Here is a 12,734-nt window from a genome sequence, read left to right as displayed (position 1 = left end):
TTCTCCTATTTTGAAATAAACTTTTCAACTACTTCTTTGGTAAGCTCCCATTCATCACATTTATCAAGGTAATACGCCTTACCCTTATCCGTGATTCTGTAATAAGTTCTTTTCTTTCCATTCCCTTCAGGATCTGGATCAGCCACAAATGATTCGATAAAACCATTCTTTTCCATTCTGGTGAAGGCCGAATAAAGAGTCGTTTCTTTAATAACGTATTTCTCCTCCGAAATACTCTTTATCTGCTTAGAAATCTCGTATCCATACGAAGGTTCCTTCATAAGAATAGAAAGTATCATGGTGTCATTGTAGCCTCTAATAACATCACTACTTATTTCACCCATATAGTACCTCCTACGTCTATCGTACTATGTCTGCCGTACTACGTCTGTCGTAGTACGTTTGATGTAGTAAATATACTACGACTGTCGAAGTATGTCAACCCCTTTCACAAAAAATTTCCATCCTCCATAGCAAATTGTTAGCAAAGCCTCCTGCATTGTGCGGCATAAAAAAGGCACTGCAAAATGCAGTGCCTGTAAGGTTTGATTATTATTTTTTGATTGAATTCATGAAGTCTGGCATTTTGATGTTTAATTCAGGTACAGTGCTCTCTGTAGGTACAGTAGGAGCAGTAGGACGCTGAATTGGAGATGTAGCAACAGGTGTAGGTGTAACAGGTCTGTTAACTACAGGAGGTGTGTTTGTGACACCTGACTGGCTAGCTGGAGCAGCTGCTCCTCTCATGCCTGCAAGTAAGTCAGCGCTTGACTGTCTAGGCTGTGTACCATAAACCATGCCTGTTGAGCTGCGGAATGCACCTGTTGTAGCTGTATTAGGCTCGCCAAGTCCAGTAGCGATAACTGTAACTGTAACTTCATCATCCATTGTTTCATCTTCTGTAACACCGAGGATGATGTTAGCGTCAGCACCAGTCATATCCTGAACATAAGATGTAGCCTCTGATGTGTCGTTAAGTCCAACATCACCACAGATGTTGACGATGACATCAGTAGCACCCTGAATGCTTGTCTCAAGAAGAGGTGAAGCAACAGCCTGCTTAACAGCCTCAAGAGCTTTTTCGTCACCCTTTGCAGTACCGATACCAATATGTGCAAGACCCTTGTCCTTCATAACTGTCTGAACATCAGCGAAGTCAAGGTTAATAAGCGAATTCTTTGTGATAAGGTCTGTGATACCCTGTACAGACTGGTGAAGTACCTGATCTGCAATACGGAAGCTTTCGCCAATTCCCATGCTCTTGTTTGTGATTTCAACAAGCTTCTGGTTAGGAATTACGATAAGTGTATCAACATTTTCCTTTAATCTTTCAATACCACTTAAGGCATTGTTCATACGCGGCTTTCCTTCAAACTGGAAAGGCTTTGTAACGATACCTACAGTAAGGATACCCTGCTCCTTTGCAATCTTTGCAACAACTGGAGCTGCACCTGTACCAGTGCCGCCACCCATACCACAAGTAACGAATACCATATCTGCGCCCTTGATAGCTGCAGAAATATCTTCTGCACTCTCCTCTGCAGAACGCATGCCAACCTCTGGGTTAGCACCAGCACCCTTTCCACCTGTAGTCTTCTCACCTATAGCTAAAAGAGTAGGCGCTTTGCATAAATCAAGTGCCTGCTTATCAGTGTTGATTCCAATGAACTCAACTCCCCCAATACCCTCTTCAACCATACGCTTTACTGCATTGTTGCCAGCTCCGCCGACACCAACAACAATGATTCTGACAGGAGCCCCTGTCTCGTCAGTCGTAATGTTAATCAAAACCATATCCTCCTTTTATTAAACCTCGAAGGGAGGTCGAAAATCTCTAATACCAAAAAAGCATACTATACTTGTACACTAATAACATATTATAGTTTTTCACCTTATTTCGCAACTGTTTTTTACCAAAAATTGCATTTTATTCGACCACCTCAGTATCTTTTTCAAATACAATATCTGTGTTTTGGGTTGAGTAATTCTCAAGATGTAGTGTACCCTGCAATCCTTCGATTTGCGGAAGAATCTTTAATGCACGGTCTATCTTCTCTTCCAGGTAAACGCTACTTCCCAGTGAAATATTGTATGTATCATATTTAAGCGTAATGTGGCTATTTTCATCATATGAAACCACATTAGGCATAATATCATTTTTTTGAAGAATCTTAATCAACGATGTAAGATATCCTATTTGGTCATCGCCGATAGGGAGAGTCATTCCTACTTCAGGTTCTTCGCAAGTTACACCTTCAACCTGCATATATCCTCGGTCAATATAGCTTGCGCTAATCTCTGTAATCGAACCATCATAATTGAAATATACGTATGAGCCATCTTCTTCACTTATGTAACCCAAGATTGGCTTCTCATTGCAAACGATTGTAATACTGTGCATTCCTGTTATTTTCACATCAAATGACTCAATGAATTCAGCGTCACCCTTTGGAAACAGCTTGTTTTTCAAAAATGCATATATGGTATTAGTCGAATACTTGTCATCTAAAATATATTCTGAAACCTGATCAGAAGTATATAAATCAGTGCCCTCTACTGATACATCCGTTAAAGGACATAAGAAATAGGCCAAAACACCAAGTATCACTAATAGTAATATCAGAGAAAATAAAATTTCTATTATAGCCAATACATGGCTTTTTCTTTTTTTACGGCGTCTAGACATCTTCATCACCTTCGAATTCCATATTCTTTGATACGCTAAGCGCCAAACCTAACTCAGTTAAAAGTATAGCTACCGATGTACCACCATAACTAATCAAAGGCAAAATAACACCTGTGTTAGGTATTGAATTTGTAACAACGGCAAGATTTAAAATAACCTGAAGAGCAATATGACTCATAATACCAATACAGATATAGGAACCAAACATGTCCTTTGAATGATTGGCAATATATAAAAGTCTGTAAAGGAGCAAAATATAAAGAAGAATGATACAAACTGCTCCAAATACGCCTAGCTCTTCGCAAATGATAGAAAAAATCATATCGTTTTGAGCCTCAGGAACGATGTACTTTTGCATACTCTCTCCCAAGCCCTTACCAAAAAGACCGCCACTACCAATAGCATAAAGTCCCTGAAGTGTCTGGAAGCCAGAACCAGTAACATAATCTTCAGGATGAAGCCATGTAGCAACACGATCAGAACGATAACTTGCTAACGAAATATATAAAATAATAAGTAAAACTCCACCTGCAGCGGCTCCAAAGAAATACCAAAACTTTGGAGAAGCAATAAATACCATTATAAATGCGATACCCATAATGATAATCGCTGTAGAAAGGTTGTTATAAGCAACTACTGCAAAGATAGGAAGGACAAGACACATTGTCTTGATGGAACCTTCGAATGACCTTTGAGCCTTCGGTGCTCTATCTATAACATTGGCTAAAAGCAAAATAACTGCAACCTTTGCAATCTCTGAAGGCTGAATTGTTATTCCACCAATGCTAAGCCAACGAGCCTGACCGTTAATGGTTGTACCTACAAATATAACCATGACACAAAGTACCATTGAACCAATATAGAATGGCCAAACTAAATGAGACCATCTGCGGTAATCTATCTTTGTAGAAAAAAACATACCCACAAATCCAAGGCCAGATGCAAACATCTGACGCTTAAGATAATATGCTGAATCACCCTTTTTCAAAGATGCAGCATAAGCTGAAGTGCTGTAAAGCATAACAAGTCCAAGTGCAAGGATGAATATTATGATTAATAAAAGCGTATAGTCAAAGTTTAATAGCTTTTTTATTTTCTTACGCCGTTTTGCTTCTTTTCTAGAAGCCGCCAGCTCTTGATCTCTTACCATAAACTCTTCCCCATCCCTTTAGACCATGTAGTATGCAAGTACGCATAAGAAAATAGTAACTGTAGTAAATACTGCAACTACCTTTACCTCTGACCAGCCACCTAATTCATAGTGATGATGAATTGGTGCCATTCTGAAGATTCGTTTACCATGGGTAAGTTTGAAATAACCTACCTGTAAAATTACTGATAGAACTTCTACTAAGTAGATAATAGCAACAATAATAATAAATATAGGCATCTGAAGCATATATGCGCAACTAACAACAAAAGCACCAAGTGCTAAAGAGCCTGTGTCGCCCATAAAAATTTTCGCTGGATGAACATTAAACATTAAAAATCCAAACAAAGCTCCAATCATAGCCGCAATTGCTGGAGTAATATCTGAATAAAGCTGAATAGATGCAACACCAAAAAATGCTGCAATTGCAAGAGTTACAGAAGTAGCAAGGCCGTCCATACCATCTGTAAAGTTAGCACCGTTTACTGTACCAAGAACTGCAAGAAACAGAAGCGCTACTGCAAGCCAACTAATATCAACGAATGCTCCTGTAACAGGAATTCTAAGTTCAAGCGATACATCTGAAAACTTAACCATATATACAGCAAAGCCAATTGTAAGACCAATCTGACCAAGCATTTTCTGCCAAGCCTTTAAGCCGTCTGAGCTTTTCTTGAGAGCCTTTAACAAATCATCAACAAAACCTAAAACACCAAAGCCTAATGTCAACAATACAATTGGATAAATATGAGGTGCCTTTGGTGCAAAATAAAGGCCAACAATCGCAAATGCAATAAGAATCATTATTCCACCCATAGAAGGTGTTCCATTTTTTACCTTGTGCTCTTTGATATACTCTCTCTCAGTGTTTCCCATCTTGAGACGTCTTAAAACAGGTATGCATATTGGTCCTAAAATAAGCACAATAATAAAAGATACCAACATTGGTAAAAAAACTTCTAACATAATAAAACTCCAATTCTCTAACTTATAATTCTCTAATAAATCTCTATTCTTCCTCTTCGACTTCAGGAGTCTCAGAAGGATCTGCTGTGGATTCTGAGCCTTCAGGTGTATCCTCTGTTCCACCTTCGTCTTCTGTTGCCTGAGCTGCCTCAGTAAGACTAGCTGCAGCCGCAGCTTCCTCTTCCTCTGTCAAAGAAGATTCGATTCCCATGTACGGAAGAATCTGTTCAAATATATTATGACAAATCTGCTGAGCGAAACTACTGTGGGCCTGATTATTACCAACAGCACCAACGCCAGGTTCATCAACAATTACATAAACTACAACCTGTGGATTATCAGCAGGTGCGAAGCCTATAAATGAAACTAAATATTTATGATTTCCACGAGGAAGTTTCTCGGCAGTACCTGTTTTACCACCAATTCTATATCCATCAACACCAGCTGTCTTTCCTGTACCATCAGAAACTACATACTCAAGGTAGCTTTTAAGAAGATCTCCAGTCTCCTCTGAAATGGTTCTCTTTAAAATAGTAGGTTCAACTTCTTCTACTGTATTACCGTTAGGGTCGGTAATCTTTGTAACAAGGTGAGGCTCATAGAGATATCCACCATTAATAAGTGAACTAAAGCCACTTGCCAACTGCACCATTGTAGTATTAAAGTTCTGGCCGAATGAATTTGTCGCAAGATTGATTGCAGAATTCAAATCCTCTTCACTATAAATAAGGCCTGCTGTACTAGCCTCTCCTGTAAGGTCAATACCTGTCTTTTGGCCAAAGCCAAAAATTGATTGATAATCAGCAAATGTTTCCGGTCCAATAACTCTAACCATCTGCATCAAGGCATCGTTGCAAGAATTTGAAAGTGCATCAGCAATAGTCTGTGTACCATGTCCACCGCTTCTATATGCGACACACTTTACAAGTTTTGGATAGCCAGTAATCATTTCACCACCATCACAATAGTATGTCTCATCTCCTGTAAGAGCTCCTGTCTCAAGTCCCATTGCAACAGTGAACGGCTTGAAAGTAGAACCTGGCTCGTATGTATATGTAATGCAGAAATTCTGCCAGATTTGGTTCAATGCATCCATCTTTTCATCGGTAGTCATCACTTCCAAATCTTCGTCTGAATAATAACCTGTCAAATCTCTAGGATTGTTCAAATCGAATGTAGGATACTGAGCCATGGCAAGAATCTCGCCATTGTTAGGATTCATAACAAGCACTGCCGTGTGTTTAGAACCAAAAGATTCTGGCTCATCAGGGTGCTCTGCATTATATGCTGTCATTGTTTCATTGTTCCAATCCTCAACAGCCTTCTCAACTATTGTCTGGATATTTACATCCAAAGAAAGAACAATGTTATTTCCATTTGTTGCATCGATTGTGGTCTGTTCAAGGTTGCTGTCGGAATTTAAATAGCCATAAGTACGACCGTTGACGCCATTAAGCACACTGGAATATTTATTTTCCAGACCGATAACACCCACATTACCGCTGCTGGCATATCCTATTGTAGCTGCAGCCAGGCTGCCATATGGATACTGTCTAATATATTCCTTTTCAAACCAAATTCCAAAAACCTTACCTTTGTAGGATTCTGTTGTTTTAAGTTCTTCGAAAGCTGCCATCTCTTCATATGAAACTTTCTTGGCAAGAATATAATATTGAGATGTTGGATTGTCTGAAAGCTGTGTTTTGATTGTGTCAGCATCTATCTCATCAAAACATTCTGTGATTGCACTGATTGTAGTGCTGATAGCGTCTTCATTTGCATTAAGAACCTTACAATCCAAAATTACATTGTAAACATCTACGCTTGTAGCAAGAACTGTTCCTCTAGCATCAATGATATTGCCTCTCTGAAAAGGAATGGTTGTACTATCGTAATCTTGTTGAGCAAGTACAATCTTTTCGTATTTATCACCACTGGTGTGCTGAATGTACATTACTCTGCCTATCAGAACGACAAAAAGAATACAAACAATTCCAAATACTACCCAGAGCTTGCGTTGCATTCTTTTTAAAATTTTATTATTCGGTTTTATTCTTCGTCTTTTATTCTCAGCCATTTTGTATCTCTATTCTTATGGAATATCCTGGTACTGTGACATGTAGTCTGAACCATCTACACTATAATACACTATTTGGCCGCTAGTTGCATACACCATACCAAGGTCATTTATGGCTTTATCCTTAATATCTGTAAGGTTGGTAGTAGTTGCAATTCTGCTTTCTGCTGCGCTGTTATCAGCATTTAAAGTAGAAAGCTCATTTTCCAAATCTGCGATTCTGCTCATTCTAGTTGTAACGTTTGTCTGTAATGCTACATAACCAACAAGCATAACGCATGTCAACATAACTGCTACAATCATATAACCAGTTAATAATCTGTTCTTTCTAAGTGCAGCTGCGCGCTTTCTGTCTGTAATCTTCTGACGGCGAATAGCATCCTCGCGCTTCTCACGCTCGCGCTGTTCTCTTGTAGGTAAAACACGAACTGGACGATATGGCTGTGCGTAAGGATCAACTTCCTTGCGTACTGCATTTCCCTGGTTGTAATAATATGTCTGTAACTGTTGCATTCTCTAACTCCTCATTCTTGCAATTAAAACTAGCATTATTCCCCATTACTATTGTCTTATCCGATTAGCTATCTTTTTTCTCAAAAACCCTGAGCTTTGCGCTCTTTGATCTGGAATTTTCTTCCAGCTCCTTCTCACTAGGCAAGATTGGCTTTCTCGTAACCACCTTACCTTTTGATTTCTTACCACATACACAAACAGGAAAATCCTTTGGACATGTGCATGGGTCTTCATTTCTTTTAAATGCCACTTTCGTGATTCTATCTTCCAATGAATGGAAAGTAATGATACATAACCTTCCACCTGGATTAAGCAAATCGATCATGTCATCGATGTGGTCTTCCAAAACTGTCAGCTCTCTGTTGAGCTCAATTCGAAGCGCCTGGTAGGTTCTTTTAGAAGGATGTCCCTGACCTACCTGAGCTTTCTTCGGAATACTTTCAGCTATTATTTTATTTAACTGTCCGGCTGTAAGTATTGGTGCGATTTCTCGCTGTTTAATAATGTTTTTAACAATTTGCTTGGAAAATTTTTCCTCGCCGTATGTAAACAGGACTCTAGTCAAATCCTCAGCTGAATAAGTATTTACTATATCAGCTGCCGTCATAGGATTATCTTTGTCCATCCTCATATCAAGTGGTGCATCATCAACTCTATATGTGAAGCCTCTATCTGCTTCATCTAGCTGGAAGCTTGATACTCCAAGATCAAGCATGATTCCATCTACTTTAGTGACGCCCTGCTCCAGTAGCTTTTCTTTCATGAATTCATAGTTGCTGTGAATTCTTGTAACTTTATCACCAAACTCTTTAAGTCTTTCACCAGCAGCTGCTAAAGCATCTGTATCCTGATCAAATCCATAAAGATGACCTGTGGTAAGACGCTTTGCTATTTCATAAGAATGACCACCGCCTCCCAGTGTTCCGTCAACGTAGATTCCGTCAGGCTTAATATTCAAATTATCAATTGTCTCATTTAAGAGAACTGAATAATGATTAAATTCCATTTGACTCCTAAATTCCAAGGCCAAGCTCAGCCATGTGTTCTGCTATCTCATCCATATCATCGTAGGTGCCTTCATCTGTCCATCTCTCCTTAGACCAGATTTCAATTCTGTTCAAGACACCAACAGAAACAACTTCCTTATCAATTCCTGCGTATTCCTTAAGGTTACCAGGAATAAGAACTCTTCCCTGTTTGTCGATATCGCATTCTGCCGCTCCTGCAAAGAAGAAACGAGAGAACTTTCTAGCATCTTTGGTGGTAAGTGGAATCTCTCTAAATTTTTCTTCGATGGTTTTCCATTCGCTCATAGGATAAACGAATAAGCATCCATCAAGTCCTTTGGTGGCTACGAAGTGCTCTCCTAACTGTTCACGAAACTTTGCAGGCATAATAAGACGATTCTTGGCGTCTATATTGTGACTGTATTCACCCATGAACATGAAAGCCGTTCCTCCTTTCCACCACTTTGTGACACTTTTCTTCCACTTTCCTCCACTTTTAAATACATTTTATACTATTTTCCTTCATTGCGCAACCCAAAAACCGTGAAAAATCAATGTTTTTCGGCATTTTCTATATGTGGTATGAAGTGGAGGGTCAGACCACAAAAAGTGCATATTTTTATAAAAAATGGCACAAAAAAAGACATTGGAAACTCCAATGTCTTAAAAAAAATACAATTTATTATGAATTTAACTCCTTTGGGGTGGAAAGTGGATGATTCTTTTTATAGTAAATAAATAATCCACTGCCAATAACAATACATGCACCAGCTATCAACTGAGATACCGCAAGATTTGTTCCCCAAAGCTTCAGCTGATCTGTCCTAACTCCTTCTATCCAGAAGCGGCCAGCGCCATACACGATCAAATAGGTAAAGAAAACATATCCATTAAATGTCTTCTTTTTTCTGGTAAGAAGCAAGAATATCAAAAGTCCAAGATTCCATAGCGATTCATACAAGAATGTAGGATGAACACTAATATAAGTAACACCATCAATCTGCACAAGATTTGCAAGCATTTCAGCTGTAACATCACTCTGAGAACGAATAGCATCAATAGGAAGTAACATTGCAAACAAGCCGTCTGTATACTGTCCAAATACTTCTCTGTTAAAGAAATTGCCCCATCTACCAAAGATTTGGCCAATGATTACACCAAATATAGCAACATCCATCACCTTAAGAAAATCAAGCTTTTTTCTTTTGGAAAGTATGTACACACATGCTATACCAGCAAGCACACCGCCATAAATAGCAAGACCACCCTGCCTGATGTTAAGAGCACTAATAGGATTGTCTTTGTAGTAATCCCATGCAAATATAACATAGTACAGGCGAGCACCAATAACGCCAACAATGATAGTGATTATGCATATATCTAAGAATGAATCCTCATCAAATCCAACTCTCTTTGCTTCTTTTAAAATAAAACCTACCCCAACCAGCATACCAATTGCGATAATAACTCCGTAAAAAGCAATGAAAAAGGATCCAATATAGAATCCTTTTCCAACATTATCCAATGTAATATGCAAATTAGGGAAAATAATACTTGTATTCACAGCAATTCTCCCTGTTTATAATTACTCTGCATCGTTAAAAAGCTGATAGATTTCAATCTTGAGCGCATCAGTATCTGTCATTCCAACAAAAATACATCCATACTCATACATACCGTCTTCCAACTTGTTTACACGAACAACCTTGAATACAGTATCGATTGTTTCTTTTGTCCAAATCTGAATTCTAGCATCAAAACATGCACCCTCTTCAAATTCAACATCTTTTACTCTAAAAGCTAAACCAGTCTTTGAGATATTGGTAACTTCTACCTCCATATATTTAACAGTGGTAATGTTAGCCTCATCAATACGCTCGATTTCAACCTTTACATCAATATCCAAACGCTTATTTTTTCTCTTCTCTTCCATGCTCCTGACCTCCCAACCTTATTTGTAGATTACATCTTAAGATTTATACCTTTATTCTTAAGCTTTTCAATTATATCGTCAACTACTTTCTGAACTTCATCATGTGTAAGAGTTCTCTCATCATCGCCAAAGAGAAGTCTAACTGTAATTGACTTTCCGGTGCTATCAGAATATACATCGACAACTCCGACCTTTTTCAATATACTCTGTGCGCTCTCTTTTATTGTATCATTTATCTCAGAAAATTTCTCTGCTACAAATGATAAATCTACTTCAATTGAAGGGTATTTTGAAGGCTCAACATATGAAATATTCTCCTGCTTAATAGCAGCAAGTGCTTCAATGTCGATTTCCGCAAATACGATAGCTGCCTTCTTATCAATTTTCTTTGAAACAAGTGGGTGAGCAACGCCCATCTCACCAATAACCGCATCATCAAGAACTAAGCTATAGAGGTTCTTTGGATGCTCGTATGAGTGAGTAGCCTCAAGTTTCTTGTATGTAAGAGCCTTGTGTCTTACATCATCGATTGTCTCAGCAATCATATCGCGAAGTTCAAAGTAAAGAGTCTCAAGCGACTTTGTCTTTGAGAATAATGTGATACAAAGCTTTTTGTGCTCATCGCAAAGTCCATCTTCCTTTAATCCTTCAACTACACGACCAACTTCGAAAATACCAAAGTCAGTAGCATAACCAGTGTTGTAATTTACCTGGCAAAGCTGAGTAGGAATGATTGAACGACGAAGTGTTTCGATATTAGGGTTTGTAGAATTAGCAAGCTTAATGTTCTCCTCTACTTCCATACCAAGCTTCTTGTATTCATCAGCATACTGCCATACATAAGAATGAACCTCGTGAAGCTGAAATCTCTTAACAAGGATATCCTTTATTCTATCTTCAACGTTTTTATCCTCTGCCATGCGAACTGGGTAAAGAGGTGCATTTGTTGTAGAAAGCTCGAAGTTATCATAGCCATAGATACGTGTGATTTCTTCGATAATATCTGCCTTAAGGCTAATATCCTTTGTAGCACGATATGAAGGAACATCTACATGGAAGTTTGATCCATCCTGTGATACTCCAAAACCAAGTGATGTAAGTGTATCCACAATATGCTCATCACTGATTTCAATTCCTGTGTACTTATCCACAAAATCCTTATCAAAATCAAGAGCTATATGTGGATAGTGGAATGCATATTCGTCTGTTAATGCGGATACAACCTTTACACCGTCATCAATATCAGAAAGAAGCTTCATAAAACGAGCGATTGCAACTGTAGTCATCTCTGGATCAAGGCTCTTTTCATAACGAGCTGAAGCATCTGTTCTGTGAGAAAGGCGAACTGCACTCTTTCTAATAGAAGCAGCATTGAATGTAGCTGATTCAAGAGTAAGTGTAGTTGTATCTTCAACAATTTCTGAATCAAGACCACCCATGATACCTGCAATAGCAACAGGTGTGTTGTCGTTGCAAATCATAAGAGTGTTCTCGTCGATATTTCTTTCAACACCATCAAGAGTTGTAAAAGTGAAAGGCTTGTCGAATCTCTTGATACGAATCTTTTCAACCTTACGTGAATCGAATGCATGCATAGGCTGTCCCATTTCAAGCATGATGTAGTTTGTAAGATCGGCAAGAAGATTGATTGCTCTCATGCCACAGTAGAAAAGTCTGATACGCATGTTTACAGGAGCAACATTTGTATTGATGTTCTCTACCTTTAATGATGAATATCTCTGGCAAAGCTCATCTTCTATTTTTAAATCAATCTTTTCAAGATTGTCATATTTGCTAAGATCAAGTGTTGGAAGCTCCTTGAGAGGACGCTTTGCGATTGTAGCAAACTCTCGAGCGATTCCATAGTGTCCCCAAAGGTCAGGACGGTTTGTAAGTGACTTATTATCAACCTCGAAGATAATGTCATCGATTTCATATAAATCCTTGATGTCTGTTCCGTTTGGAGCGTCATCAAGAATGTCCATGATACCGTCATTATTATCAGAAATGCCGATTTCCTTTTCAGAGCAGCACATACCGAATGAGTCGTAACCAGCAAGTGGTCTTGGAGCGATTGTGATGTCACCAATCTGTGCTCCTACCTTGGCAAATGCTGTCTTCATACCAACGCGTACATTAGGTGCGCCACAAACAACATCTGTAAGCTTTCCATCACCAGCATCAACCTTAAGAAGGTGAAGCTTCTTTGATTCTGGATGTTCTTCTACTGATTTGATTTCAGCAACAACAACACCAGATAAATCCTCGCCTTTATGAAAAATATCATTTTCAACCTCTGCTGTTGCAAGAGAGAACTTTGAAATAAGCTCCATCTTGTCGAGACCTTCAAGGTCAACGAAATCAGAGATCCAATTCATTGAAATAAACATGGTTATAGTCCT

General features: G+C 38.7%; 12 protein-coding genes. All 12 read right to left on the bottom strand.

The window, feature by feature from the left end:
- Positions 1 to 5 precede the first annotated feature (5 nt).
- Complete coding sequence (locus BO15_RS0108380; protein WP_033153913.1) at positions 6 to 344, bottom strand: PadR family transcriptional regulator; 339 nt, start codon at positions 342 to 344, stop codon at positions 6 to 8.
- Between the two features lie 208 nt (positions 345 to 552).
- Complete coding sequence (gene ftsZ, locus BO15_RS0108375; protein WP_033154799.1) at positions 553 to 1,788, bottom strand: cell division protein FtsZ; 1,236 nt, start codon at positions 1,786 to 1,788, stop codon at positions 553 to 555.
- Positions 1,789 to 1,927: 139 nt separating this feature from the next.
- The gene (locus BO15_RS0108370; protein WP_167541222.1) at positions 1,928 to 2,608 is read right to left on the bottom strand and encodes a cell division protein FtsQ/DivIB; all 681 of its coding nucleotides are present in this window, start codon (positions 2,606 to 2,608) and stop codon (positions 1,928 to 1,930) included.
- Between the two features lie 70 nt (positions 2,609 to 2,678).
- Positions 2,679 to 3,836: an FtsW/RodA/SpoVE family cell cycle protein gene (locus BO15_RS0108365; RefSeq protein ID WP_207641081.1), complete on the bottom strand. Its 1,158-nt coding sequence runs from the start codon at positions 3,834 to 3,836 to the stop codon at positions 2,679 to 2,681.
- 18 nt (positions 3,837 to 3,854) lie between these two features.
- Entirely contained in the window at positions 3,855 to 4,802 is a 948-nt protein-coding gene (gene mraY, locus BO15_RS0108360) for a phospho-N-acetylmuramoyl-pentapeptide-transferase (protein WP_033153911.1), read from the bottom strand.
- 43 nt (positions 4,803 to 4,845) lie between these two features.
- Positions 4,846 to 6,879, bottom strand: a complete 2,034-nt coding sequence (locus BO15_RS0108355; RefSeq protein WP_052169857.1) for a peptidoglycan D,D-transpeptidase FtsI family protein — start codon at positions 6,877 to 6,879, stop codon at positions 4,846 to 4,848.
- A 15-nt stretch (positions 6,880 to 6,894) separates the two neighbouring features.
- Positions 6,895 to 7,392 carry a hypothetical protein gene (locus BO15_RS0108350; RefSeq protein ID WP_033153910.1) on the bottom strand — a complete coding sequence of 166 codons (498 nt, stop codon included), beginning with the start codon at positions 7,390 to 7,392 and terminating at the stop codon, positions 6,895 to 6,897.
- A 64-nt stretch (positions 7,393 to 7,456) separates the two neighbouring features.
- On the bottom strand, positions 7,457 to 8,398 hold the full coding sequence (gene rsmH / locus BO15_RS0108345; protein ID WP_033153909.1) for a 16S rRNA (cytosine(1402)-N(4))-methyltransferase RsmH: 942 nt from the start codon (positions 8,396 to 8,398) through the stop codon (positions 7,457 to 7,459).
- 7 nt (positions 8,399 to 8,405) lie between these two features.
- Positions 8,406 to 8,837 carry a division/cell wall cluster transcriptional repressor MraZ gene (mraZ, locus tag BO15_RS0108340; protein WP_033153908.1) on the bottom strand — a complete coding sequence of 144 codons (432 nt, stop codon included), beginning with the start codon at positions 8,835 to 8,837 and terminating at the stop codon, positions 8,406 to 8,408.
- Positions 8,838 to 9,081: 244 nt separating this feature from the next.
- Positions 9,082 to 9,963, bottom strand: coding sequence for a prolipoprotein diacylglyceryl transferase (gene lgt, locus BO15_RS0108335; protein ID WP_033153907.1), 882 nt, complete (start codon positions 9,961 to 9,963; stop codon positions 9,082 to 9,084).
- A 21-nt stretch (positions 9,964 to 9,984) separates the two neighbouring features.
- A complete protein-coding gene (locus BO15_RS0108330; protein ID WP_033153906.1) occupies positions 9,985 to 10,332 on the bottom strand; it encodes a PilZ domain-containing protein in 348 nt (115 codons plus the stop codon).
- A gap of 29 nt (positions 10,333 to 10,361) precedes the next feature.
- On the bottom strand, positions 10,362 to 12,722 hold the full coding sequence (gene pheT, locus BO15_RS0108325) for a phenylalanine--tRNA ligase subunit beta (RefSeq protein WP_033153905.1): 2,361 nt from the start codon (positions 12,720 to 12,722) through the stop codon (positions 10,362 to 10,364).
- Positions 12,723 to 12,734: the final 12 nt, after the last annotated feature.

Origin of the sequence: Pseudobutyrivibrio ruminis HUN009 (assembly GCF_000703005.1) — a bacterium.
In the GTDB taxonomy this organism is placed as follows: domain Bacteria; phylum Bacillota; class Clostridia; order Lachnospirales; family Lachnospiraceae; genus Pseudobutyrivibrio; species Pseudobutyrivibrio ruminis_A.
The sequence above is the reverse complement of the archived record's forward strand: the minus strand, read 5'-3'. Positions and strand labels throughout refer to the sequence as shown.

Excerpts from the sequence above, each read along its gene's own strand:
- BO15_RS0108365 (WP_207641081.1), bottom strand. The coding sequence starts at position 3,836 with ATGGTAAGAGATCAAGAGCTGGCGGCTTCTAGAAAAGAAGCAAAACGG.
- BO15_RS0108330 (WP_033153906.1), bottom strand. The coding sequence starts at position 10,332 with ATGGAAGAGAAGAGAAAAAATAAGCGTTTGGATATTGATGTAAAGGTT.
- BO15_RS0108380 (WP_033153913.1), bottom strand. The coding sequence starts at position 344 with ATGGGTGAAATAAGTAGTGATGTTATTAGAGGCTACAATGACACCATG.
- pheT (WP_033153905.1), bottom strand. The coding sequence starts at position 12,722 with ATGTTTATTTCAATGAATTGGATCTCTGATTTCGTTGACCTTGAAGGT.
- mraZ (WP_033153908.1), bottom strand. The coding sequence starts at position 8,837 with ATGTTCATGGGTGAATACAGTCACAATATAGACGCCAAGAATCGTCTT.
- mraY (WP_033153911.1), bottom strand. The coding sequence starts at position 4,802 with ATGTTAGAAGTTTTTTTACCAATGTTGGTATCTTTTATTATTGTGCTT.
- BO15_RS0108350 (WP_033153910.1), bottom strand. The coding sequence starts at position 7,392 with ATGCAACAGTTACAGACATATTATTACAACCAGGGAAATGCAGTACGC.
- rsmH (WP_033153909.1), bottom strand. The coding sequence starts at position 8,398 with ATGGAATTTAATCATTATTCAGTTCTCTTAAATGAGACAATTGATAAT.
- BO15_RS0108355 (WP_052169857.1), bottom strand. The coding sequence starts at position 6,879 with ATGGCTGAGAATAAAAGACGAAGAATAAAACCGAATAATAAAATTTTA.